The following is a 23990-nucleotide window of genomic DNA, read 5'->3' as shown; positions in this document are numbered from 1 at the left end:
TGTCTGCTACGCTTTTTGGAGCAGTTTGAGAATCTCCGCCGGAGTGATGATCTGCCCGTCGATTCGGTTCAAGGTGCGGATCCGGCTGTGACCGTCGTTCACGCGCTTCACTTCCCGGGACATCTGGCCCATGTTCAGTTCCGGGACGATGACGGTCCGGCATTGCCGGATTATCCGGTCCACGGCCGGCCTTGGGAAGGGGAACAGGGTCTTCAGCTTGAGCAGGCCGGCCTTGATGCCCTTTTCCCTGGCCTGCAGCACGGCCAAATGGGCGGAGCGGGCCACGCAGCCATAGGCGATCACCGCCACCTCGGCGTCCTCGCAGGCCGTCTCCTCAACGATCTGGATGTCGTAGAAAAATTGATCGATTTTACGGAACAACCGCTGCATCAGCTTTTCCACTTCGTCGGGCCGGGAAGTGGGATACCCGTTGACGTCGTGGGTCAGGCCGGTGACGTGGAACCGGTAGCCATCTCCCAAAGCCGGCATGGGCGGGACCCCGCGCATGGATTCCTCGTAGGGCACGAACCATTCCGGCGGCATGGTCGGCTTGATCCGGGAAAAAATTTCGTAGGTCTCCCGGTCGGGGATATGAATTTTTTCACGGGTATGGGCCGTGATCTCGTCCAGCAGAAGAATGACGGGCGAGCGGTACTTTTCGGACAGGTTGAAGGCCCGCACGGTCATGTCCAGACACTCCTGCACGTCGCTGGCTGAAAGGACGATGATCGGATGGTCGCCGTGGGTGCCCCAGCGGGCCTGCTGCACGTCGCCCTGGGCCGGACTGGTGGGCATCCCGGTGCTCGGCCCCCCGCGCATCACGTTGACGATCACCAGCGGCGTCTCGGTCATGGAAGCGTAGCCGATGTGTTCCTGCATCAGGGAAAATCCCGGCCCCGACGTGGCGGTCATGGATTTGCGACCGGCCAGGGACGCGCCGATCACCGCTCCCAGGCTGGCGATTTCATCCTCCATCTGGATGAACACCCCTTCCGGGATTCCGGGCAGGCGTTCGGCCATGATTTCGGCGATTTCCGTGGACGGCGTAATGGGGTATCCGGCAAAAAAGGAACACCCGGCCAGCAGGGCCCCCTCCACCACGGCCTCGTTGCCCAGAGCGAAAATGGCCCGCTCTTCCTTGCGCTGATTTTTCTTAACCTTCGTGGGCATGGTCGACTTCTTTGTTGGCTGTGCTGCGTTTCATCTTCACCACAATGGCGAAATCCGGACAGTGGTACTCGCAAAACCCGCAGTTCCGGCAAGATGCGCCCTCAATGACCCTGGCTTTGCCGTCCGGTCCCAGTTCCAAGACATGACCGGGACAGAAGGCCACGCAGACGCCGCACCCCTTGCACCAGTCAGGATAGATGGAAACCACCGCTTGTTCTTTCTTTTTGGCCATAATCACGCTACATGTGCTGGGAAGATCGTCGCCGTGCGCAACCGGAAAGGCGACATGAGTGCGGGCGAGCCGCACTTCCACGAACACGATCCGTCTTTTGCGCGAGAGACGGAAGGTTGGCCTTAGCGCAACCGACAGAGGATTTCAACATGGCCGTGCAAAAAAAAATGTTCATTCCGGACATTCAGCCCGGAACGCGGATCGACGAGGTATTCGTCCTGGTGGAGGCCAGGCAGGGCCAGGCCCGCAACGGCCCGTACTGGCAGGTGCGGTTGCAGGACGCCCGCGGGGCCGTGGATGGAAAGATATGGAGTCCGGTCAGTCAGAATTATCCGGAACTGCCCGTGGGTGAAGTGGTTCGGGTCGCCGGAAGCGCGGACCTGTTCCGGGACCAGCTCCAATTCCGCATCGAGCAACTGGAAACCGTCGCGGCCCCCCGGGACCAGATCGACTGGTCGCTGTTCCTGCCGCGCAGCGTCCGGGAACCGGATGAAATGCTCCTGGAGATGGAGGAACTGTGCAAACGGGAGCTGCATCACGCCCCGTGGCGCAAATTCTGCCGCAAGGTCCTCCAAAACCCCGAAATCCGCTCCCGTCTCCTGCTCGCACCGGGCGCCAAGTCCATGCACCACGCCTACATCGGCGGCCTGCTGGAACACACCCTGTCGGTCTGCCGCCTGAGCCTGGCCATCAGCGACCAGTATCCGGAGGTGGATCGGCAAGTCCTGCTGGTGGGCGCGGTGTTCCACGACCTGGGCAAGGCCTGGGAACTGGATGCCGGAATCCAACGCGAGTACACCGACCCCGGACGGCTGCTGGGCCATATCCTGCTGGGTCTGGAAGTGCTCGAACCGTTCCTGGCCAAAAACGACGACCTTACCACGGGCTTGAAGCTGCACCTCAAACACCTGCTGGCCAGCCACCACGGAACCTACGAATACGGCTCCCCCAGCCTCCCCAAAACCTCCGAAGCCCTGATCCTGCATTACGCCGACAACCTGGACGCCAAGGTAAACATGACCTCCGTGCTGGTGGAAGCCCTCCCTGAGGAAACCACCTGGACCCCCTACCAACGCAGCATGGAACGCCAATTCTACCGCCCGGAACGCACCCCCAAACCGGAAGCCAAACGCCCGTCAGCGACTAGTCGGACGGAACGCCCCGGCGTTCGCAGCTTTCTGCATGAATTGCGGCCGACGTATGCGGATGTGAGTGAAAATGGGGAGGGGTGAGGGGTGGCGGTAATTTGATCCGCCAGTAAAGAGGCCGCCCCTGACGACCATTCAAATGTCCCACACGTGGAGGGCTTCTAGAGAGTCCAAGGTGCTTTCGCAGTATTAGCAGGCTAGATCGTCGGCATCCTGCTTCTAGACTGCTCTTCGATCCCTGGCGTTACAAGGGGGACGAACTGAACCTCGTCCTTTCGTGTTGCCAACTCTGCAGCCATCCCATTAAGGCCAGCTTCCAACGCTGCAAAGTACACATCATCCCAAGTGAGATAGAGCATCTTCCTGTCTATTTCGGGAGCAGTTTGCTCATGAATATTTTGCCAATAATTCATAGCATATCTATGATTTACACCTTTTCTGGTTAGATAGCCTTCAACAAAATACTTATATTTTTCGGCGCTAGGATTGTTTTTAAGATGGACGGGATTCGAGTAGAGAAGCACAGGGACAATATCCAGCATGGGGTCAAAGTATAGTCCTTTCCCTACCAAGTCCTTGAGCTTTACATAGTTCCTAACGATTTCTCGCTTGACGTTTGTCGCATTAGGATTTGTAAAAGCCTTCACTTCCACACAGTATAGAATATCTCCATACCATAGAAGCAGGTCCAGCTCCGACTTATCATCGCTACCAAAATCTTCCAGATGAAAAAGAAACCAGTAGTGCCACCGCTTCCCGTTTGGAAAACTTAGGGGCTGCTTTTCCTGGCCGTCTCGCGCACGAGACATCAGCTTGTTGAGCCCACACTGATCTGGCAACACGAGGTCATTCACTAGGCCCTGCGCGAGATAGCGGATGCTCAAACCATTCTCTCTCCTCGACCGTCTAAGCTCTTTTGGCATGTCCAATGCTGTACCCCTTATCGACTCACCATTCTGAATACGCGGTTTGGGCTTGGTTCCCACTCATCCGACAATGTTCCGCTCTTCCCGCTCGAATTCCACGCCGATCAGATACCCGGCGTCGGTTTGATCCCAGTATTTTCCGCGTAACCCTTAGCCTTAATCTGGGCAAGGGTCGCCGGGGGCTATTTCAAGGTCCGTGACTTTGAACTCGAAAATGGAGGCATGTTTCTCGAACAACACGGTCATGTCGATCTGCCCGTGGTGACTGGTCGCGTCCTCGGCCCTCGTGCCTAGGTCCAAGTCTGGAAAGCAGCAGTAGAACGCCTGGAAGTATTTCAACGGACAGCTAACCGATCCGGGATGATCAGTCCACTATTCTGCAAAGGCCGGAGAATGGCCGCAACGGAAAGCAGTAGCCGATCATGCTCATTTCCGCTATTGCGGCCCTGGAGAGATATCGGGTGCGGTCATCGGTCACCCCCGCGAAGTACTCGCTTGATTGTCAATGTTTCCGCGATCCATGGTTACTCCATGCTGATCATTTTGACCGTTTCTTCGCTGTTTCAACGTCCTTCACTCATATTTCAAACGTCTTCCGGATAAAGCATGTTCATCACGTTCGAAGGTATCGAAGGCTGCGGAAAGAGTACGCAGAGTCGGATGGTGCTCGACCATCTCCAGCTTCGGGGCGTTTCGGCGCTCTGGACGCGGCAGCCGGGAGGCTGCGATTTAGGCGTCCGGTTGCGAAGCTTGTTGCTTGGGCGGGAGGGGGAAGGGCTGACGCCGTTAAGCGAGTTGTTCCTGTATCTCGCCGACCGGGCCCAGCATGTGGCCGAGGTGATCCGCCCGGCTTTGGCCGCGGGCACGGTGGTGCTCTGCGACCGATTCACGGACTCCACCTTGGCCTACCAGGGTTACGGGCGAGGCCTGGACGTATCCCTGATCCACCGGCTGAACACCGTGGCCGTGGACGGCTGCTGGCCGGATTTAACCTTGATCCTGGATCTGCCCGTGGAAACCGGACTGGCCCGGGCCCGATCCCGCAACGAGGATCAAGGCCAAACCGAGAGCGAGGGCCGATTCGAGGCCGAAGAAACGGCCTTTCACCAACGCATCCGGGACGGCTACCTAGCCTTGGCCGCGGAGAACCCGGGCCGCTACGTGGTGATTCCGGCGGACGGCGAGCCGGAAGAAGTATTTGGGCGGGTTTGGCCGACCGTGTGCTCCAGGCTGGAAATCATCGAGCAACAGTAAGCATCGGAAGTGACGTCAGGCGCTCGGTTTCCGGGCCACGAGCCGGGCCATGGCCCGGTCCGGGTCGGTCAGGACGCCCTCGAACCGATGCAGCACCTCCCAATCTCTGAACCACTCCTCCAACTCTCCCGGTTTGAGCAGATGGTCCGGGTTGCGTGGGGGGCCGAATTTGGGATGGTCCACGGTGAAGGTTTCATAGATCACATATCCACCAGGGCGCACGGCCCCACGGATTTCCGGGATCAACGGCCTGTGCAGGTAGCGGAAGACCAGCACCGCGCCGAATGTGTTTTCCGGCAACGGTGCTCTGCCCTCTGCCTCCAGGTCCGTCCACCACAACCTGATCCGGACGCCCCGAGCCCCGGCCTCCCGCCGCGCCTGCCTCAACGCAGGTCGGGACCGGTCGCAGCAAATCACCTCCAGGCCGTGTCGGGCCGCATATATCCCGTTGCGCCCGTCGCCGCAGGCCAGGTCCAGGACCGGCCCGGGGATGTGGTTCGGGTCAAGCAGCCGCGCCCAGGATTGAAGCAGTTCGGATGCCTGGCTCTGTCGTCCTTCGTGACCCATCGCGCCTCCTTTTCTTCAGTCTACGATTTCTTGCCCCGCGCTCAGCCGCGGGATGTGCCGGACGCACTCCATATCCGTAGCGAAGCAGGACACGCGAATACCTACAACACCAAAAAATAATTTATTATTTTTGGCCAAATATTTTTTCGTCATTATCTTGACTGCCTCTTCCCCATGTTTAGTTAAAGGACCGTAAGGCAACACCAACACCAATTTTGTATAAGGAGGATAGTATGGTTATCGACATGAGTCCCTTCTACGGCGGCATGGACAATTTCGACAGGGTCTTCAACGAGCTGTGGGGCCCGTTGAACATCAGCCAGCGCAGGGTCGCCTACCCTCCGCTGAACATCAGCGAGGACGCGGAAGCTCTGTACGTACGTTGCGAAATTCCCGGAGTGAACGTGGAGGACATCGACCTGACCTTTACGGATTCGACCCTGATGATCAAGGGCGAGCGGAAGATCGAAAAAGGCAAGTACTTCCGCCAGGAGCGCCCCACGGGAAACTTTCAGCGTGTGGTGAACATCAACGCCCCGGTGGACGTGGATAAGGTCAAGGCCGTGGCCAAGAACGGTCTCCTGGAAATTCGGCTGCCTAAATCCGAGGACACTAAGCCCCGCAAGATTTCCATCGACATGAACTAGCATCACAGGAGGAGAACCATGAACAAAAATATCGCCCAAACCGAAGCCAAGGGCTTGCCGAGGATGAAGCCGGCCACCGACATCCTGGAGACCGGCGACGGATTCTTCATCTATGTGGATATGCCCGGGGTGCGCAAGGAGGACCTGGTCATCGACCTCTCGGACGACGAACTGCGTATCGGCGGCAAGTCCGCCTACCAGGGGGTGACCAACGAGAACCGGATTCACGTGGAATTCGGCAATGTGGAATACACCCGGGCCTTCACCCTGTCGCACATCGTGGACCGAGAAAGGATCAAGGCCACCTTGAAAAACGGGGTCCTGGAACTGCACCTGCCCAAGGCGGAACAAGCCCTGCCCCGAAAGATCCAGGTTGAGTTGGAATAACTTCGAACAACGGCAATACTTCAGAGATGATCGCATGAGGAGGTGTTTTCCATGTTGAATCGCTTCTTTCCCGTGTTGCGGCCCAAAGGCAACGTCGAGAGTGCGCGACAACCGGATTTGTTCAGCATGATGGAGCCATATTTTTCGTCTCCGTTTCCGGCCAGGGAATCGTTTGGAAAAATGATGCCCGCCGTGGACGTCTCCGAAACCGAACAGGCCGTGCTGGTCAATGCCGAACTGCCGGGCTTGGCGGCGGAGGACGTGGAGCTGCACGTTGAAAACAACTATCTGGTTCTGCGCGGCGTGAAGAAAGAGGAACGAGAGGAGAAGAAGAAAAACGCCGTACACCGGGAATGCTCCTACGGCAGCTTCAGCCGCTCCATCCCCTTGCCGGCGGAAATCCAGTCCGACAAGGTCACGGCCAAGTTCAAGAACGGCGTGTTGAAAGTCACCCTGCCCAAAAGCGAAAAGGCCCAGACCAAACGCATTTCCATCGAAAGCTGAGCCCGCTTTCCGGCCCCTTTCAGTCAACCAAAAAGCCCTCGCCGGGATTCCCCGGCGAGGGCTTTTTCTTTCGGCGCACTTGAAAAGAGCGTCCCGAGAAGCCCTTACGGGGTGATGCGCGTCCCGCCCCCGGACTCCAGAGCGTTCTTCAGATTGTCCGGACAGGTGATGATCACCTCCTTGCCCCCCTTGGCGAGAAAGTCGATGGCCGCCGCGATCTTCGGCCCCATGCTTCCGGGAGGAAAGTGACCCTGGGCCAGGTAGGTGCGCATCTCCTGGGCTGTCACGTCGGCTAGGTCCGTTTGATCCGGAGTGCCGTAGTTGAGGCTGACCTTGGGCACGGCCGTGGAAACCACCAGTAAGTCCGCGCCCAGGGTCGTGGCCAGCAGGCCGGTGGCCAGGTCCTTGTCGATGACCGCGGCCACACCGCGCAGCTCTCCGTCGTCGCCGCGAACCACCGGCACGCCTCCGCCTCCCACGGCAACCACGTTGAAGCCCTGTTCCAGCAGGGAGCGGATCACGGGCAGTTCAATGATCTCCAGCGGCCTGGGGCTGGGCACGACCCGCCGCCATCCTCGGCCCCGGTCCGGCTTGAGCACCCAGTGCGGATACTCCTCGCGCAAAACAGGCAGGTCCGCCTCCTGGTAAACTTCACCCACGAACTTGTCCGGATCGACGAAACCCGGATCGTCCACATCCACCAGAACCTGGGTGACCACGCTCACGGCCATGCCGCGATGGGTCGCTCCCAGGCCGCGACGGCGCAGCTCGTTGGACAAGGCCTGCTGGATCTGCCAGCCGATGGCGCCCTGGGTGTCCGCCACGCAGGAAGCCAGCGGCACGGGATGCATCCCGGCCACCTTTCGGGCGATCTCCGAGCGCCGCAGGATAAAGCCCACCTGGGGCCCGTTGCCGTGGGTCACGCAGACCTGGCGGCCCGCTTCGATGACGTCGGCGACGTGACGCACGGTCTCCCGGATGGCCTCGTACTGATCCTCCACCGTGACCTTTTCCTTTGCACTGATCAGGGAGTTGCCGCCCACGGCAATGACCACCGGATTGGAATTCGACATGCGTGTTGCTCTTTGGTTTCGCGAACAGGGTGAAAAAACCGGGGATGGTTCAGCATCTGTTGACACTTCCAGAGATAAACCGCCCGCTTCGCTCAGGGCGCGAAGGTCGCCAAGAAGAGATTTTTGCCTTCCGCTGGAAAGATGCGGAAGCCAAAAGACTCGCCGCCTATCGACGCTGTTGATTCCTCCCGACAGGGAGGGGCTATGTTTTGGAAAGCAGCTTTTTCCCTGCTTTCCAAAATTTTACCTTGGAGTCCTTGGCGTCTTTAGCAAAGCGGGCGGTTCAGTTTTGAAAAAAGAAATTGGGCAAATTAACGATGGTGCCCGGAAAAATGTCACTCTTTTTCCCTTTTTTGAATTGAACCATCCCAAAAAACCGCGACTGCATCGCGGTCGGTCGAATCAAGCCTCAAACCAACGGCCGGACCATGACCTCGGTTCCGGCGGTGAACCCTTCCCGGTTCTCCGGAATCTCCATCAGCCCCTGGGCCTGGAGCAGGGTCTTCAGCAGACCGGATTTGCCCAGGACCGGAGTGGCCACGAGGCCGCCGTCCGTGTCCCGGCTCAGGGCGACCCGGACAAAGTCCGTACGGCCCTGCCGGGAGGCCACGTTGCGGGACAAGCGGGCCGGGACTGTCTCCAGGGGGCCGGGGTCGAAGGCGTGATTCAGGCCCTGGAGATGTGCCAGGAAAGGCAGAACCAGAACCTGCATCACCACCTGGGCGCTGGCCACCTGCCCGGGCAGACCGAGAACGGCCTTGAGGCCGGTATCCGTCTCCGCCCGGGCCAGAATTGTCGGCTTGCCGGGGCTCATGGCCACGCCGTGGGCCAGGATTTCCCCGCCGGGCAGCCGTTCCAGGGCTTCCAGGGAATGATCACGGGTACCCACGGAACTGCCGCCGGACACCAGAACCACGTCGCACTCCTCCAGCCCCTTTTCCAGGGCCGAGGCCAAGGCTTGCAGATCGTCCCGGACCAGCCCGAGGCGAACGGCTCTGGCTCCGGCGGCTTCGGCCAGGGCCGCGAGGGTGTGGGAATTGACGTCCCGGACCAGCCCGGGTCGTACCGGCTGGTCCACGGCCACCACTTCGTCGCCGGTGGAAAGGATGCCCACGGTGACCGGGGCATGTACCCGAACCCGCGAATACCCCAGGGCCGCCAGCAGGCCGATCCGGGCCCCGTCCAGGCGCGTGCCGGGCTGAAGCAGCGTCTCCCCGGCCTGGACGTCCTCCCCGCGGAGCATCACGTTGTCCCAGGGAGACAGAGATTTATGAATCTCGATGGTCGTGCCGCCCAGCCCGCCCGCGGCCTCCCCGCCAACAGCCTCTGGCGTTCCCTGTCCGCCCATTTCCAGGGTCTGTTCGACCATGACCACGGCGTCCGCGCCCTGGGGCAGACTCCCGCCGGTGGTGATCCGGGCGCAGGTTCCCGGCTCCAGGGCCGCATCGGACGGGGTTTCGATGGCCACGGCAAAGGCCAGATCCAGGTAGGTGGGGTTGGACTCCGAGGCTCCGAAGGTGTCCGCGGCCCGCACCGCGTAACCGTCCATGCAGGAGCGGTGCATCAAGGGCAGATCCTCCGCCGCAACCACGGGTTCGGCCAGGACCATGCCGAAAGCTCCGGCGATTTCCCGCTCCAGGGTCGCGGTACGGGAAAAGGTCTTCAGGGTCTCGACAAACCGGGCAATGGAAACGACCTGAAAAAACGACTCCTTCATGACGTTCCTCCGGAAGCTGGGCCGAGATGCACGTCAATGGCTCCGGGCGCATAGCCTTTGAGCTGACACAACATGCCCCGCAGGGTCGAGGCCATGATCCTGGCCACGAAAGGATTCATGCCCAGAGGCACGCCGTTCACGCGCACGGAAAAGGCGTCCTCAACGGCCTTGCAATCATCGGGAGAGGCCCTTCCGGCCACCACGTCCCGGGCCAGCTCCGCGCAGTCTTCCCGTCCGCAGGCACCGCAGTCCAGAGCCGGAAGCAGGAACCCGCGCTGGAGCACCAAATCCGCGACCTCGTCAACAGTTGAGCAGACGGGCAGGCCCGTGGCTTCTTCCTGCTCCCAGGCGGCCAGGGCCAGGCCGTCGGCCAGGGCCGCGGGATCATCCGTGGACCCCGGCTCGGTTCGCGGCAAGACGATCCGGGGCAGGAAGCTCAGCTTTTTTCCGCCTTCCACCAGAAGAATGTCCGCGTCCAGCAGGGACCAGGTGGACATGACCGGCATGGAATTGGGCAGCACGAGCATGGTCTGGTCCGGGTTGATCCCGGCCACGGGGCATCCGGTCCCGGCCAGCTTGCCCGTGTCCGTCGCTCCCAGGTCAAAGGGATGATGGCTGCTTTTGATGATCCCCACCCGGTGCCCCTGGTCGCGCAAACGCTGCGCCACCTGGGTCACCAAGGTTGTTTTGCCGGATTTATGAAAACCGACGAAGCCCATGGCTCGCGTGGTCATGTTGGCGTCTCCTTATGGTTTGTCTCTTTTCTGCTAATCCTTGTGTGCTTGCATTCGTCGAGGATAGCAGAAACGGTTTTACGGGCAAAGGAGCCAATGGCGGGCAGATGAGTTCTCAACCCCGCTATCTGAATCGGAATCGAAATCGAAATCGTGATCGAAATCGAATGTCAGTCAATGAAGATGGTCTAACCGAAGTAAGTTACACGGGATTATCCAATTCCGATTTCGATTTCCAAGAGAACGGGTTTGCTCCGCAAGTCGATTGACGCGTTTTTGACAGGCTACCTTGATTGCGCTAAAAAATTCAGTTTCGCTTTTTGAGACGCTGGTGACGGGTTCGACCAAGGTCCGCCCATCACTCCAGGCCCATTGCGGCCTGCTTTTGTTGTTCCCACCCCTCAAGGAAAAACGATGACCATGATACAAAGCGGCAAAGGATTCGTGGACCTCTTTCCGCCGAAAAGCGACCTGTTCACCTCCATAGAAGCCACGGCCCGGGATGTCTTTGCCGGATACGGCTGTCGGGAATTGCGCACGCCGATCATCGAGTACACGGAACTCTTCGTGCGGGGCATCGGCGACGAGACCGACGTGGTTCAGAAGGAGATGTACTCCTTTCCGGACCGCAAAGGCCGCTCCATGACGCTGCGGCCCGAGGCCACCGCCGGGGTACTGCGGGCCTGCATCCAGCACAAGCTGTTGCGCCAGGACGAGGTGCTCAAGTTCTTCACCCTGGGCCCCATGTTCCGCTACGAGCGTCCGCAAATGGGCCGCCAGCGCCAGTTTCATCAGATCAACGTCGAAATTCTGGGATCAGCGTCCCATCTCGTGGACGTAGACATGCTGTTCATGCTCCACCGTTTTCTCTCGGAAATCGGCCTGACCGGCCTGGAGTACCAGCTCAACAGCCTGGGCTGCGCCGCCTGCCGACCGACGTTTCGGGCCGCCCTGGAGGATTACCTCCGGGACGTGGACCAGGCGGGCCTGTGCGAGGACTGCCAGCGTCGGATAACCACCAATCCATTGCGCGTCCTGGACTGCAAGGTTCCCGGATGCAAGGCCTTGACCACGGGCGCGCCGGTAATCACGGACCATAACTGCGACGCCTGCCGGGCGCATTTCGACGCCGTGCTGGACCTGCTGGGCCGCTCCCGGCTCCAGGTCACGCTCAATCCCCTGCTGGTCCGCGGCCTGGACTACTACCAGCGCACGACCTTTGAAGTGGTTTCCACGGACATCGGCGCGCAGTCTTCGGTGGCCGGCGGCGGGCGCTACGACGGCCTGGTCAAACAGCTCGGCGGCCCGGACGTGCCGGGCATCGGCTTTGCCTGCGGCCTGGAGCGCCTGGCCATGCTGGCCCCGGAGCAGCCGGATCCGGGAGTGGACGTGTACATTGCCGTGCATGCCGACCCCCTTTTGGAAAAAGCCCTGGAGATCGCCCAGGTTCTGCGCGGTCAACGTTTTTCCGTGGAGTTCCCTTACGCCTTCCGCAGCCTGAAAAGCCAGATGCGCTCCGCGAACAAGGCCGGAGCCCGCTTCGCGCTGATGCTGGACGAGGACGGGGCGGCTCAGTGCACCGTGGCGGTCAAGGACATGCGCGACGGCGAGCAATATGTCGTGTCCGAAGCGGATCTTCCGGCGAACCTGTTGAACCGGATGGCGGGCGGCGCGTAGCAGTCCGTTGAAAAACTCCCAATTGCCGCGTCGCTGCTGTTGCCGGGGTCGGAATCGGGATCGGGATCGGGATCGAAAATGCGGGGATGCGCTCAATTTTTTTCTGTTTCGATTCCGATACCGATAGCGACCCCGACACCGATTGCCGGAACAGGAGCGGACACATAATGTGCTGAGTAATTACACATTTCTTGCTCCTTACACGTGTTTTTTTGATCGGACTGCACCTTTTACTTGTCACATTCTTCTGTAAGGATTTTCACCCCATGACCGAAACCACATCACAGCGCGAATGCGAGGCCCTGGGCGACTGGCGGCGCAGCCATCATTGCTCCCAACTGCGGATTGACGACACGGACCAAGAGGTCTGTCTGATGGGCTGGGTCCAGTTTCGCCGGGACCACGGCGGGCTGATCTTCATCGACCTGCGCGACCTGCACGGCCGGACCCAGGTGGTGTTCAACCCGGAGATCAACGCCGAGGCCCATGCCCGGGCGCACGTGCTGCGCTCCGAGTACGTCCTGGCCATTCAAGGCGTGGTTCGCGCCCGGCCCGAAGGGATGCGCAATCCGGGTCTGCCCACCGGGGACGTGGAAGTGGAGGTGCGTTCCTGGAAGCTGCTCAACAGCGCCAAGACTCCACCCTTTCCCATTGAGGATCGGGTGGAGGTCACCGAGTCCACCCGCCTGGAGTACCGCTATCTGGATCTGCGCCGTCCCCAGTGCACCCGCAACCTGATTCTGCGGCATAAGGCCACCCAGGCCTTCCGGAATTTTCTGAACCGGGAAGGCTTCCTGGAGCTGGAAACCCCGATCCTGACCAAAAGCACCCCCGAGGGCGCACGGGATTTCCTGGTCCCCAGCCGCATGAATCCGGGCTCGTTCTATGCCCTGCCCCAATCGCCGCAGCTCTTCAAGCAATTGTTCATGGTCGCGGGCATGGACCGCTATTATCAGATCGTGCGCTGTTTCCGCGACGAGGACCTGCGCGCCGACCGCCAGCCGGAGTTCACCCAGATCGACCTGGAGCTGTCCTTCGTGGATCAGGCCCAGGTCATGGATCTGGCCGAGCGGATGATTCGCCAGGTGTTCAAGCAGTCCATGGACATCGACCTGCCCGACCCGTTCCCCCGCCTGACCTACGACCAGGCCATGGGCGCCTACGGGGTGGACAAGCCGGACATCCGCTTCGACCTGCTGCTGCATGACGTGACGGACATCGTCCACGGCTCCCAGTTCAAACTGTTCGCATCGGCCAAGCTGGTCAAGGCCCTGGTCCTGCCCGGAGGATCGACCCTGTCCCGCAACGACATCGACCAGTTGACCGAATTCGTGAAGATTTATGGGGCTCAGGGTTTGGCCTGGATCAAGATCAAGGCCGACGAGTGGCAGTCACCCATCGCCAAGTTCCTCTCGCAGGAGGAGCGGGCCGGGCTGACCGCGGCCCTGGGGCTGAAGGAAGGCGACATCGTCTTTTTCCAGGCCGCCTCCCCGGACGTGGTCAACGCGGCCCTGGGCAATTTGCGCCTGGAGCTGGCCCAGCGGTTCAACCTGGTGGATGAAACCAGCTTTCAACCGGTCTGGATTACGGACTTTCCGCTCCTGGAGCACGACCCGGACGCCCAGCGCTGGGTGGCCCGGCACCATCCCTTCACCAGCCCCCAGGACGGCCATGAAGAACTCATGGTGAACCAGCCCGGAGAGGCCCTGGCCAAGGCCTACGACCTGTGCCTGAACGGCTACGAGATCGGCGGCGGATCCGTGCGCATCCATTCCGCGACCCTGCAGGAGCGGATGTTCGCTGCCCTGGGAATCAACGAGGAAGAGGCCCGCAGGCAGTTCGGCTTTCTGCTCAAGGCCCTGGAATTCGGCGCCCCGCCCCATGCCGGGATCGCTTTTGGCCTGGACCGGCTGGTGATGCTGATGACCGGGTCGGCCTCCATCCGGGACGTGATCGCCTTCCCCAAAACCCAGAAGGCCTCGTGCCTGATGACCCAGGCCCCTTCGCCCGTGTCCAACGTCCAGTTGCGCGAGTTGGGATTGAAAGCCCGGGAAGCGGTAAAGTAGGTTCGGCTGATGATTCGCCCCGTACTGACCTACCCGGACCCGATTCTGTCCAAGACCGCGGCTGAAATCGAGACCGTCACCCCGGAGATTTGCCAACTGGCCGAGGACATGCTGGAAACCATGTACAACAAGGAGGGCCTCGGCTTGGCCGCACCCCAGGTGGGCGAGTCGTGCCGGTTGATCGTGGTGGACGCGAGCGGTCCGGACAAGCGCGAGGAGCCGCTGGTTTTCGTCAACCCCCGGATCGTGGAGACCCAGGGCCAGGTGGAATCCAGCGAAGGATGCCTGAGCGTGATGAATTACCGGAGCAAGGTCCAGCGGGCCGAGCGCATCCGGTTGCAGGCCCTGAACCTGGACGGCCAACCCGTGGACCTGGAAGTGGACGGCATGCTGGCCATCTGCCTCCAGCACGAACTGGACCACCTGGACGGCGTGCTCTTCATCGACAAGATCAGCCGCCTGAAACGCTCGCTCTACGAGCAGAAGTTGAAAAAATGGCTCAAAAAACGTTGACGCGCCCGATCATTCCCGGGCCCATTTCCTCATCCGTTCCTCCCACCGGGACGTCACCCAATTCCGGCGACCCGTTGCGAGTGGTGTATTTCGGCACCCCGCCCTTTGCCGCCCGGATATTGGACGATCTGGGCACGGATCAACAACTCCGCATCCTGGCCGTGGTCACCCAGCCGGACCGCCCCTGCGGCCGAGGCCGGGCCTGCAAACCCTCCGCGGTCAAGGAACTGGCCCTGACCAAGGGCTACCCGGTCCTGCAGCCGGAAACCCTCAAGGATCCGGCCATGGTCGCGGAGCTGGAAGCCTTTCAGGCGGACTTCTTCATCGTCGCGGCCTACGGGCTGATCTTTCCAGAAACAGTACTGAACCTGCCCAGACACGGCTGCCTGAACGTCCATGCCTCCCTGCTGCCACGCTACCGGGGGGCCTCGCCCATCCAGGCCGCGCTGCTGGCCGGGGACCCGGTCACCGGAATCACCATCATGCGCATGGCCAAGGGCATGGATACCGGGCCGATCCTCTTGCAGCGGGCCATGGGCATCGACATCAACGACACGGCCCAGACCCTGCACGACAACCTGGCCGCCCAGGGCGGCAGACTGCTGCTGGAAACCCTGGCCCGGCACCGGGCCGGTACGCTGATCGCCGTGGAACAGGATCACTCCCTGGCCTCCTACGCCCCCCGGCTGACCAAGGACATGGGGCTGATCGACTGGAACCAGCCGGCCCGGGTCGTTCATGACCACGTCCGAGCCATGCATCCCTGGCCCGGAGCCTATTTCTTTCTGCCCGAAGACAACCAGACCAGGCGAAAGATCGCCGTGCATCCCGGCCACGTCGGCGAACTTCTTGAGGGCGACAAGCCCGCCCCCGGCTCGTTCATCGGCATGCAGGGCGACATGCTGGCCATCGCCTGCCGGGACAAGGCCTATCTGGTCCGCCACGTCCATCCTTCCGACGCCAAGCGCATGGACGCCCAGGCCTTTTGCTGCGGCTACCTGCGCCGATTCCGTCCCGGTGACAACCTTTGCCTGGGGCCGGACGAGCCGGTCTGTCCCCCGCCCGAGGAGTCCTGATGTCCCTGAAGCCGCTTGAGCCGGCCCAAAAGCAGGATCGGAAGCAGGACCTGGACCCGGAATTTCTGGAAACGGTCTCCAACCCCGGAAAGCGGCTGTTCATCGGCCTGATCCTGGGCACCTCGCTGCTGCTGTGTCTGGTTCTAGTCGTCTTGTGGGTCATCCCCTTCATCGGCCTGCAAAATATTCATCCTCTGGCCTCGGGTCTGCTGGCCGTCGCCCTGCTGGCCCTGGGGAGCATGATCCTCTGGTCCTCCATCGGCTTAGTCCTGAACATTCTCCTGGGCCGCAGCTTTCCCCTCAGTTCGCGGTTTCGGGGGATCACCATCAAGCTCTTTCTGCCCCTGATGACCCTTCTGGGGCGGCTGTTCAACATTCCCAGGGACGACATCCGACTGTCCTTCATCAAGGTGAACAACGAGCTGGTCACCTCGGAACGAGGCCGGTTCCAACCCCACGAAATACTGCTTCTGCTGCCCCACTGCCTGCAAAATTCCCGCTGCCCAAGGCGCCTGACCTACGACATCAACCACTGCAAGCGCTGCGGCGAATGCCCCCTGGACGGGCTGATCGGCCTAGCGGAAACCTACGGCATCCGCATCGCCATCGCCACGGGCGGAACCATCGCCCGGCGGATCGTGGTCCAGAACAAACCCAAGCTGATCATCGCCGTGGCCTGCGACCGGGATCTGTCCAGCGGCATCCAGGACACCTACCCCATCCCGGTCTACGGCGTCCTCAACCAACGCCCCTTCGGCCCCTGCCTGGACACCCTGGTGGATCTGCCAAACATCGAAGCCGCCCTGCAACGCTTTTTGGCCGTGTCGGCAGGGTAATCCGTTTATGAATCACAATAGAATGCGCCCCGTACATCCGGGAGAAGTTTTACGTGAGGAATACCTTGTGCCGTTGTCCATGAGCGTAGAATCACTTTCCGAAGCGCTTCACCTCCCTCCTTCCCTGCTTGCCAATGTTGTCCAAGAGCAACAAGGCGTATCGCCAGACACGGCACTTCGGCTGGCCCGCTATTTTGGAACCACCGCCCAGTTCTGGTTGAATCTGCAAAGCTCCTATGATCTAAAGATAGCTGAACAATCAATCGGTCACCGCATCGAGCAGGAAATCTATCCCCTGCAACAGGTTGCGTACGGCTAATCGGTACGGCGATATAGTTCGGGGACATCGATATCGCGCCGGAAACCATCTATCATGACGGATTGCCCGCGACACCATCTTCTGTTTGAGCAACAGTAAACCTCCAGCATGCCTCTCGTGGACGCAACGAGAACGTAATCGTCATGCCCCAATCGACAATCCCCCCGGCCCGCCTCGCGGCCCTGGCCGCCCTGGACCGGATCAGGCGGGGCGAGGACGCGCAGTTTGCCTTGGACGGCCAGATTCGCGAGCGCAAGCTCGACGTCCGGGACGCCAACCTGGCATCGGAGTTGTGTTACGGGTATTTGCGCCACAAGGGCAGGCTGGCCTTTTGTCTGGACCGGTTCCTGCGCAAGCCCGGCAACCTGCCGCCCCAGTGCCGGACAGCCCTGGAACTAGCCGGATACGAGGCGCTTTTTCTGGAGCGGATTCCGGAATTCGCTACCCGGTCCTGGCTGACCAACCGGGTGCGCAAGAAGTGGGGAGGCGGACTGGCCAAGGTGGCTTCGGCCTGGATGACCTGGGTTTACGAACAGTCCCAGACCCTGCTTGACCCGGATTTCTATCGCCGGGATGCGCCAAATGAGCGGCCAAATGAGCTAACAAACGAGCTTACAGGCGAGCGGACCTTTCTCTCCCGCTACCATTCCCTGCCGCTTTGGATCGTTGATCTGTGGATCGACGGCTACGGCCTGGACACGGCTTCCAGGCTGGCCGAGGCCCAGTCCTCGCCTGCTCCGTTGGGGCTGCGGATCAACCCACTGCATCCTCGGCGGGACGCCCTGACCCGTCAGGTGGAAGCCTTTGCCCCGGAACTGGAAATCCTCGATCCCCTAAGCATCGCCTGTTCCCGAGAAACGGCCCGCCGGGCGTTTCCGGACCTGACCGAGGACACCCGAAACGGAGCCATCTCCCGGCAAAGCCTGGAAGCACAACGTGTCTTGCGAGCCCTGGGTGCGGGCTCCTGGCCGGAGCCGATCTGGGACGCCTGCGCCGGAAGGGGCGGAAAAACCGCTTACCTACTGGAGCGAGGCCAAAAGCGAGTGCTTGCCAGCGATCCCAATCCGGTCCGGCTGCGTGGCCTCGTCCAGGAACTCCGCCGCCTGGGCCTGTCCCCCATCCCCGCCGCCCTGGCCCGGGCCGACGCACCGCCGCCCTGGAAGGAGCAACCCCGAACCATCCTGCTGGACGTACCCTGCTCCGGTCTCGGCGTCCTGGCCCGTCGCCCGGACAGCAAGTGGAAACGCACCCCCAGGGACATCCCCCCGCTCATCGCCCTCCAAGACCGCATCCTCCACCAAGCTGCAGCAAGCCTGGCCCCGGGCGGACGCATCGTCTACATCACCTGCACGCTTAATCCCAACGAAAACCAATCCAGAATCGACCACTTTCTCGACAATCATCCCGCCTTCACCATCACCACCCATTACGCCACCCCGCCGGACTCGCCAGCCGGAGAATTCTTCTGGGGAGCAGTGCTGGAGAGAAAACTGAACGGTTAAATACCCACCTAAATTTGCCAATTCATGCCGCCCCCCGTCACTCTCGCCGGGAAAATTATGATCAATGGATTGATATTCCAACTCGCTGAGGATAGCTAAAGACTAATGTCTTTCTATCCAAGCCGCGACGATCTTTTGGCCTAAAGGGGAACGGAACATGATGCGTGCCATGGTCAAGTTTCTGATACGGCTGGGGTCCGGGTCCACAACCAATCTGATCTTCCACCCATCAACAGGGGGACCATCATGGCTTTAAGTGACCTGCAACGGCTCGTGGTTTACGATACGGCCAATCAGCTCTGGCAGCAGGACATGCTGATGAACGCCTATTTTCACGGCTCCAGCGTGGGCGCCAACCTGCGGTCCATGATCCTGGGCCGCCAGCCGGTCCAACCCCTGACCAACCCCTTTGACGAGGCCATCACCGGCAAACTCCGCGCGGACAGCGCCACCATCCGGCAAAATGCCCGGAACGTCAGGGAGGCCGGGTCCATGATGGGCATTGCCAAGGAGGCCGTGAGCACCATCAAGGGATTGTTGGAGGAGATGGAGGCGCTGGCGAAGAAGGTGAAAGAGGAAAAGGTCTCGGATCCCTCATATGACACAACCGATGACCAGGGTGATTACGAGGCATTACGTAAGCGAATTACAGGCATCATTGAATCCACACGGTACAATAATATCTCCCTCCTGGATGGGAGCCAGTGGGGTACTGAACAGATTTCAGCGGATGGCAAGGTGCATATCCAGGGTTTTCCGGATGGCGGATTCGATCTCACTTTTCGGGCACTGGATTCGGATAATTCCGACTTTAACTGGGATACTGACCTGACTGGTGCCAAGCTCGATGCCGACCCGGATGAGCAATTGATAACCCTCTCCGGCTACATCGGCGACATGACCCTCATCGAAGACATCTACTCCAACCGCCAGGACGGCCTGGAATATCAGGCCGCCTCACTGGAATCCCAGGCTGATCTGCTGGATCAGGCCGTGGAGGCTCGGCGGCATGTGCCCACGAAGTCGCTGGAACAAATCCTGCTGGATTTGCTGTTTCGCAACTCCGGGCGAATTGTGGACGAGACGGGGTGAGGGGCCGGGTTCAGCGGTCCATTCAGCGATCCAGGGGCAGGCCGTGGCGCAGCCAGCCTCGGCCATGGCTGCTGCCGGCCATGCCTTCGGGGATGGCCCTGGTCGCGGTGAATCCGTTGGCGTGCAGGAAGGGAAGCAAGAGGCCGGTGCGGTTGCCGGTGCGGCAGATGATGGCGAAGGGGCGGGTCTTGTCGGATTCCAGGGCCGCTTCCAGGTCGCGGAGAAACCCTTCCGGCCCTTCGGGGTGGGTTTCAAAGGACAGCCGTATCGCACCTTGGGGCGTTCCGGTTTGTCGCCATTCTTCCGGACGCCGGATGTCCACGATGCTCAGCTCTCCTTCCTGAACCAGCTCCCAGGCGGCTTTGGCCGTAAGGTTTTCTCCCGAAGCGGTTGTTGATGAGGACTGGGTCGCGTAGTGAAAAATCAGCACCGCGACCAGCAGAGCCAGAAGCGCCGCGGGGATCAGGTACCACCTTGAGGGCTTTGGAGACGAGGTAGGCATGGGAGTCTCTGTAGGGCCTCTTTGGGCAGGAATCAAGGCTCGTTTTTCTTGACACATTTGAGCATTGGAGCGCGACATGGTTGGAGAGCCCATTGGTTTGTTCGTTCGTTTCATGTATTACGCCGCCTTGAGCATGGAGGCTCTAGGCGTGGCGATAATCTGCGTCGGCGTGGTGGCCACCACCGGACTCTTTTTGTACCGTTCCTGGGTGCATCGCAATACGGATCGCTTCTATCACGACTATCGTCGCGGCATGGGCAAGGCCATTTTGCTGGGTTTGGAACTGCTGGTGGCCGGGGACATCATCTTGACCGCCACCCACAATTTCAACTTACAGCATGTCGCTCTGTTGGGGCTTTTGGTATTGATCCGGACCTTTCTCAGCTTTTCCCTGGAAATCGAGCTGAACGGCCATCTACCCTGGCGACGGCCCCGCGAGGCCAGTGAGAACGGAAACTTTGTGTGACGCAACCAGCAACCACGAAAGAGGAAAAACGGATGAACAAGCTCGCGGATATCGGGGTGATCGGTTTGGCGGTGATGGGCGAAAATCTGATCCTGAACATGGAAAGCAAGGGGTTCCGGGTGGCCTGCCACAACCGGACCGTGGACAAGGTGGACGCCTTTCTGGCCGGCCGGGGCCGGGGCAAGAATCTGGTCGGATGCCGGACCCTGGAGGAGCTGGTCGCCAGCCTGGAACGACCTCGCCGGATCATGCTCATGATCCGGGCCGGCGCGGCCGTGGATCAGCTCATCGACGCCCTGGAACCGCTGCTGGAGCCGGGAGACATCCTCGTGGACGGCGGCAACAGTTCCTACCTGGACACGACCCGGCGCTGCACGGATCTGGCCGCGAAAGGCTTGCTGTACGTCGGGGCCGGGGTTTCCGGAGGAGAGGAAGGGGCCCTGCTCGGGCCGTCCATCATGCCCGGCGGCAACGCCCTGGCCTGGCCGGCGCTGAAGCCGATCTTCCAGGCCATCGCGGCCAAGGTGGCGGACGGCACCCCGTGTTGCGACTGGGTTGGACCCGACGGGTCCGGGCATTTCGTGAAAATGGTCCACAACGGGATCGAGTACGGCGACATGCAGCTGATCTGCGAGGCCTACCACCTGCTGTCCCAGGGCCTGGGCCTGGGCGCGGAACAGATCCAACCCATATTCGCGGCCTGGAACACCAGGGAACTGGACTCCTATCTGATTGAGATCACCGCGGACATTCTCGGGCATGTGGATCCGGAAAGCGGGAGGCCCACCGTTGACCTGATCCTGGACACGGCCGGCCAGAAAGGCACGGGCAAGTGGACCTCCCAGGTCGGCCTGGACCTAGGCGTGGCCATCCCCCAGATCGCCGAGGCAGTCTTTGCCCGGTTCCTTTCCGCGATCAAGGAGGAGCGGGTCGCTGCCGGACCGTACCTTTCCGGCCCAGATAAGGACTCCTTGCAAGGCGTTGACGGCGAGGCGGCCGCGTTTGTGGACCAATTGGAGAAAGCCGTCTACGCGGCCAAGATTTGCTCTTACGCCCAGGGATTTCAACTGTTGCGCGCGGCCTCCCTGGAATATGGATGGAACCTGAATCTCGGAGAAATCGCCCTGCTCTGGCGGGAAGGGTGCATCATCCGGGCCCGCTTCCTGGGCACGATCAAGGAAGCCTACGACGCCGACCCGGAACTGCCCAACCTGCTGCTGGCCCCGTACTTTCGGGAAGTCCTGGCCGGAGCCCAGGCCGCATGGCGCACGGTCCTGAAAACGGCGGTGGACCTGGGCGTCCCGGCCCCGGTGGTGGCCGCGTCCCTGTGCTACTACGACGGCTACCGCTGCGAACGCCTCCCGGCCAACCTGCTCCAGGCCCAGCGCGACTACTTCGGCGCGCACACCTACGAGCGCATCGACAAGCCCAGAGGGGAATTCTTCCACACCAATTGGACGGGAACGGGAGGAGAGACGGCGTCGTCGACCTATAACATCTGACTTTCTCACCAGAAGACAATCAGAGGTGAATGATATGCCGACAGAAAAAACAAGAGTGGATGTGGAGTTGGGTGGAGAACTTTACGGAGCTGTAAGTGAGCTCGCCCAGGGGCATGGCGTTTCGATGTCCATAATCATGCGCGATTTGGTCAAGGAAGCGATGGAGATCAGGGAAGATGTCACCATGGCGAATATAGCGGACCAACGAGCATGCTCATTTGATCACGACAAGGCCCTGTCCCACGAAGAGGTTTGGTCTTGAATTCTTATCGGTTGGTTTATCACCATGATGTTAAGACGAAAGACCTGCAAAATATCAGTTCCGAGATGCGAGAGCGTATAAAAAAGGCCATTGAATCTCGGTTGCTGATTGCTCCCAATGCCTACGGATTACCTCTGCGAAAGACATTGAAAGGCTACTGGAAGATGAGAATCGGTGACTACCGAGTGATATACAAGGTTAAAGATGACCTGATCTTGATCTACTGTATCTGTCATCGAAAAATTGTGTATCACGTTGCAGTCGGTAGAGGCTGATTTTCCTTTTCACGTTAACGCTTAAACCGGCGATCCCAGTCGAATTCCTTGGAGGTGACGACGTTTTCCAGGCGGCGGATGCGTTTGTCCAGGCGGTCGAACTTGCTTTTGATCCTGGAAAGCCCCTCGTTTCTGGAACGGGCGTAGGCTTGGTAAAAATCGCTTTCCTCGTCGTTGTTCAGAGGCAGCACGGGCTCAGGTTTAAGCAGGAAACCGGCCAGCAAATAGATGCCCACCAGGGGCCAAAAGCCGGTGAAGAGCATCAACAGCACGGCGATGACCCGGATCCAGAACAAGGATACGTCGAAATACCGGGCCAATCCCTTGCACACTCCGAGAATCACGCCGCTCCTGGAACGATAGAGCCGATCCCGGCCCGTATGGTCGATCATTTTGGACCACCTTCTTCTTTTTGGCGCATTAAGATGGATTCCAGGTTGTCCACCCGGGCATCCAGTTTTTCCAGGCCGCGGTAGATCTCCTGGATTATGCGGGCCTCGTCGGTCTCTTCCGGGGAAATCCGGCCATCCGGGCCGGAACGGAAATGACGGACGCCGGTGAGTACGATCACGCCCAGGAAGAAAACGATGATCAACGCCGTTCCGGCGAGAACCAGGGTGGTCAGGAAACCTATCATGGCCGTATTCCTTGATAGTGGTTGGGGAGTCGGCAACGGGCCGGCGGCCGATTACAGCCCAATCCGATCGGTCCGTTCGGTCCGTTCAATCTGGTCAGGCCTGTCGGTCTGGTCAGGCCCGGACGGGGCGACGTTTCTGGCGCGCAAAGCGGCCAATTCGCGTTCGATATCCTCGTCCGCCGCCAACTTGGCGAATTTTTCCTCCAGCGTAAAGGGCTCCTCGCCTTTACCCCGTTGTTGACGACCAGCGGAGGGTGTTGCCCAGGGACCGGCCAGCTCCGCTTCGGCCTCCATCCGGTCGATGCGCTGTTCGAACTCATCGAAGCGCAGCATGGCCGCATGGGAGTCGGCCCGGCGCAGATCCAGGCCGGCTCGCTTGCGGCCCTTGGCGCGCATGTGGCGCTGGACCAGAAGGCGCTGCTTGTCCTTGGCCGAGAGCAGCTTTTCCTCCAGTGTGGCGATATCGTCCTTGTAGCCTTCGATAATGCCCTCGCTTTCCGCCAACTCCTCGGCCAACCGATCGGCCTTGGCCTCCAGTTCCCGTTTCTCCAGCAGGGCTTCCCTGGCCAGGTCTTCGTAGCCCTTGTCCACGGCCATGGCGGCTTTGTCTCCCCAGCCCAGGACCTTGGCGTCCACCTGCTCCCATTCCCTGCGAATCCTGACCGCGGCGGCCATGGCCCCGGCGCAGGAGGCCTTGAGTTCCACCAGGGTTTCCTCCATCTCCTGGATCATCAGGCGCAGCAGCTTTTCCGGATCTTCGGCCTTTTCCAGCATGGCGTTGATATTGGAACTGATGATGTCGCGAAATCGGGTGAAAATACCCATGACTTGGTCCTCCTTGCGGTTTGGGGCGATATAATCAGCTCCGGAAAAGCATATGGCGTGCCAACGGGTATTAGTTGATAT

Annotated in this window: 28 protein-coding genes; 17 read left to right on the top strand and 11 right to left on the bottom strand. The window is 60.5% G+C overall.

Going from position 1 to position 23990, the window contains the following annotated elements; translation table 11 throughout:
• Positions 1 to 6 precede the first annotated feature (6 nt).
• Entirely contained in the window at positions 7 to 1170 is a 1164-nt protein-coding gene (locus AC559A_RS12450) for a 2-oxoacid:acceptor oxidoreductase subunit alpha (RefSeq protein WP_028571326.1), read from the bottom strand.
• Positions 1154 to 1483, bottom strand: coding sequence for a 4Fe-4S dicluster domain-containing protein (locus AC559A_RS12445; RefSeq protein ID WP_498818165.1), 330 nt, complete (start codon positions 1481 to 1483; stop codon positions 1154 to 1156). Before AC559A_RS12445 ends, AC559A_RS12450 begins: the two co-directional genes overlap by 17 nt.
• Before the next feature lie 68 nt (positions 1484 to 1551).
• On the opposite strand from AC559A_RS12445, the gene AC559A_RS12440 reads away from it, so the two are divergent.
• Complete coding sequence (locus AC559A_RS12440) at positions 1552 to 2634, top strand: 3'-5' exoribonuclease YhaM family protein (protein ID WP_498818164.1); 1083 nt, start codon at positions 1552 to 1554, stop codon at positions 2632 to 2634.
• Between the two features lie 113 nt (positions 2635 to 2747).
• On the opposite strand, the gene AC559A_RS12435 is transcribed toward AC559A_RS12440, so the two are convergent.
• A complete protein-coding gene (locus tag AC559A_RS12435; protein ID WP_498818163.1) occupies positions 2748 to 3434 on the bottom strand; it encodes a hypothetical protein in 687 nt (228 codons plus the stop codon).
• Between the two features lie 648 nt (positions 3435 to 4082).
• Here AC559A_RS12435 and tmk point away from each other — a divergent pair.
• Entirely contained in the window at positions 4083 to 4730 is a 648-nt protein-coding gene (tmk, locus tag AC559A_RS12430; RefSeq protein ID WP_498818162.1) for a dTMP kinase, read from the top strand.
• A 15-nt stretch (positions 4731 to 4745) separates the two neighbouring features.
• Here the strand turns inward: tmk and AC559A_RS12425 are convergent, their stop codons facing one another.
• The gene (locus AC559A_RS12425; protein WP_498818161.1) at positions 4746 to 5297 is read right to left on the bottom strand and encodes a class I SAM-dependent methyltransferase; all 552 of its coding nucleotides are present in this window, start codon (positions 5295 to 5297) and stop codon (positions 4746 to 4748) included.
• 233 nt (positions 5298 to 5530) lie between these two features.
• Here AC559A_RS12425 and AC559A_RS12420 point away from each other — a divergent pair, with 233 nt between their 5' ends.
• The 3 genes from AC559A_RS12420 to AC559A_RS12410 are packed head-to-tail and all read left to right on the top strand — an operon-like array spanning position 5531 to position 6835.
• Entirely contained in the window at positions 5531 to 5944 is a 414-nt protein-coding gene (locus AC559A_RS12420) for an Hsp20/alpha crystallin family protein (RefSeq protein ID WP_498818160.1), read from the top strand.
• Between the two features lie 18 nt (positions 5945 to 5962).
• Entirely contained in the window at positions 5963 to 6331 is a 369-nt protein-coding gene (locus AC559A_RS12415; RefSeq protein ID WP_498818159.1) for an Hsp20/alpha crystallin family protein, read from the top strand.
• A gap of 51 nt (positions 6332 to 6382) precedes the next feature.
• Positions 6383 to 6835 carry an Hsp20/alpha crystallin family protein gene (locus tag AC559A_RS12410; RefSeq protein ID WP_498818158.1) on the top strand — a complete coding sequence of 151 codons (453 nt, stop codon included), beginning with the start codon at positions 6383 to 6385 and terminating at the stop codon, positions 6833 to 6835.
• A 104-nt stretch (positions 6836 to 6939) separates the two neighbouring features.
• On the opposite strand, the gene AC559A_RS12405 is transcribed toward AC559A_RS12410, so the two are convergent.
• The 3 genes from AC559A_RS12405 to AC559A_RS12395 all read right to left on the bottom strand — a co-directional run bounded on the left by AC559A_RS12405 (position 6940) and on the right by AC559A_RS12395 (position 10359).
• Positions 6940 to 7908 (bottom strand): carbamate kinase, encoded by a 969-nt coding sequence (locus tag AC559A_RS12405; protein WP_498818157.1) that lies wholly within the window; start codon positions 7906 to 7908, stop codon positions 6940 to 6942.
• 409 nt (positions 7909 to 8317) lie between these two features.
• Positions 8318 to 9625 (bottom strand): molybdopterin molybdotransferase MoeA, encoded by a 1308-nt coding sequence (locus tag AC559A_RS12400; protein ID WP_028571318.1) that lies wholly within the window; start codon positions 9623 to 9625, stop codon positions 8318 to 8320.
• Positions 9622 to 10359, bottom strand: coding sequence for a molybdopterin-guanine dinucleotide biosynthesis protein MobB (locus tag AC559A_RS12395; RefSeq protein WP_498818156.1), 738 nt, complete (start codon positions 10357 to 10359; stop codon positions 9622 to 9624). Before AC559A_RS12395 ends, AC559A_RS12400 begins: the two co-directional genes overlap by 4 nt.
• A 414-nt stretch (positions 10360 to 10773) precedes the next feature.
• Between AC559A_RS12395 and hisS the strand changes: the two genes are divergently transcribed.
• The 8 genes from hisS to AC559A_RS12355 all read left to right on the top strand — a co-directional run bounded on the left by hisS (position 10774) and on the right by AC559A_RS12355 (position 19440).
• Entirely contained in the window at positions 10774 to 12036 is a 1263-nt protein-coding gene (gene hisS / locus AC559A_RS12390) for a histidine--tRNA ligase (protein ID WP_498818155.1), read from the top strand.
• 266 nt (positions 12037 to 12302) lie between these two features.
• A complete protein-coding gene (aspS, locus tag AC559A_RS12385) occupies positions 12303 to 14102 on the top strand; it encodes an aspartate--tRNA ligase (protein ID WP_498818154.1) in 1800 nt (599 codons plus the stop codon).
• Between the two features lie 9 nt (positions 14103 to 14111).
• Positions 14112 to 14615 carry a peptide deformylase gene (gene def, locus AC559A_RS12380; protein ID WP_498818153.1) on the top strand — a complete coding sequence of 168 codons (504 nt, stop codon included), beginning with the start codon at positions 14112 to 14114 and terminating at the stop codon, positions 14613 to 14615.
• On the top strand, positions 14597 to 15691 hold the full coding sequence (fmt, locus tag AC559A_RS12375; protein ID WP_498818152.1) for a methionyl-tRNA formyltransferase: 1095 nt from the start codon (positions 14597 to 14599) through the stop codon (positions 15689 to 15691). Before def ends, fmt begins: the two co-directional genes overlap by 19 nt.
• Positions 15692 to 15756: 65 nt before the next feature.
• Positions 15757 to 16527 carry a DUF116 domain-containing protein gene (locus AC559A_RS12370; protein ID WP_498818216.1) on the top strand — a complete coding sequence of 257 codons (771 nt, stop codon included), beginning with the start codon at positions 15757 to 15759 and terminating at the stop codon, positions 16525 to 16527.
• Between the two features lie 7 nt (positions 16528 to 16534).
• Positions 16535 to 16846 (top strand): HigA family addiction module antitoxin, encoded by a 312-nt coding sequence (locus tag AC559A_RS12365; protein WP_498818151.1) that lies wholly within the window; start codon positions 16535 to 16537, stop codon positions 16844 to 16846.
• Positions 16847 to 16989: 143 nt separating this feature from the next.
• Positions 16990 to 18348 carry an RsmB/NOP family class I SAM-dependent RNA methyltransferase gene (locus tag AC559A_RS12360; protein WP_498818150.1) on the top strand — a complete coding sequence of 453 codons (1359 nt, stop codon included), beginning with the start codon at positions 16990 to 16992 and terminating at the stop codon, positions 18346 to 18348.
• Between the two features lie 246 nt (positions 18349 to 18594).
• Positions 18595 to 19440, top strand: a complete 846-nt coding sequence (locus AC559A_RS12355) for a flagellin N-terminal helical domain-containing protein (protein WP_498818149.1) — start codon at positions 18595 to 18597, stop codon at positions 19438 to 19440.
• 22 nt (positions 19441 to 19462) lie between these two features.
• Here AC559A_RS12355 and AC559A_RS12350 read toward each other — a convergent pair whose 3' ends face one another.
• A complete protein-coding gene (locus AC559A_RS12350; RefSeq protein WP_498818148.1) occupies positions 19463 to 19942 on the bottom strand; it encodes a rhodanese-like domain-containing protein in 480 nt (159 codons plus the stop codon).
• Positions 19943 to 20018: 76 nt separating this feature from the next.
• Here AC559A_RS12350 and AC559A_RS12345 point away from each other — a divergent pair, with 76 nt between their 5' ends.
• From AC559A_RS12345 to AC559A_RS12330, 4 genes are read left to right on the top strand one after another with little or no spacing between them, the layout of a single operon-like run.
• Positions 20019 to 20408 carry a DUF1622 domain-containing protein gene (locus AC559A_RS12345; protein WP_211239016.1) on the top strand — a complete coding sequence of 130 codons (390 nt, stop codon included), beginning with the start codon at positions 20019 to 20021 and terminating at the stop codon, positions 20406 to 20408.
• 32 nt (positions 20409 to 20440) lie between these two features.
• Positions 20441 to 21910, top strand: a complete 1470-nt coding sequence (gnd, locus tag AC559A_RS12340) for a decarboxylating NADP(+)-dependent phosphogluconate dehydrogenase (RefSeq protein ID WP_498818147.1) — start codon at positions 20441 to 20443, stop codon at positions 21908 to 21910.
• Between the two features lie 34 nt (positions 21911 to 21944).
• Entirely contained in the window at positions 21945 to 22172 is a 228-nt protein-coding gene (locus tag AC559A_RS12335; protein WP_028571305.1) for a hypothetical protein, read from the top strand.
• On the top strand, positions 22163 to 22447 hold the full coding sequence (locus AC559A_RS12330) for a type II toxin-antitoxin system RelE family toxin (protein WP_353740156.1): 285 nt from the start codon (positions 22163 to 22165) through the stop codon (positions 22445 to 22447). The genes AC559A_RS12335 and AC559A_RS12330 overlap by 10 nt, the downstream gene beginning before the upstream one ends.
• Before the next feature lie 14 nt (positions 22448 to 22461).
• On the opposite strand, the gene pspC is transcribed toward AC559A_RS12330, so the two are convergent.
• The 3 genes from pspC to AC559A_RS12315 are packed head-to-tail and all read right to left on the bottom strand — an operon-like array spanning position 22462 to position 23909.
• Positions 22462 to 22839 (bottom strand): envelope stress response membrane protein PspC, encoded by a 378-nt coding sequence (gene pspC / locus AC559A_RS12325; protein ID WP_498818146.1) that lies wholly within the window; start codon positions 22837 to 22839, stop codon positions 22462 to 22464.
• A complete protein-coding gene (locus AC559A_RS12320; protein WP_498818145.1) occupies positions 22836 to 23084 on the bottom strand; it encodes a hypothetical protein in 249 nt (82 codons plus the stop codon). The genes pspC and AC559A_RS12320 overlap by 4 nt, the downstream gene beginning before the upstream one ends.
• Before the next feature lie 51 nt (positions 23085 to 23135).
• Entirely contained in the window at positions 23136 to 23909 is a 774-nt protein-coding gene (locus tag AC559A_RS12315) for a PspA/IM30 family protein (protein ID WP_498818144.1), read from the bottom strand.
• Positions 23910 to 23990: the final 81 nt, after the last annotated feature.

Origin of the sequence: Desulfonatronum zhilinae (assembly GCF_900182865.1) — a bacterium.
Classification (GTDB): Bacteria; Desulfobacterota; Desulfovibrionia; order Desulfovibrionales; family Desulfonatronaceae; genus Desulfonatronum; species Desulfonatronum lacustre.
This window is presented reverse-complemented; position numbering and strand designations above follow the sequence as displayed.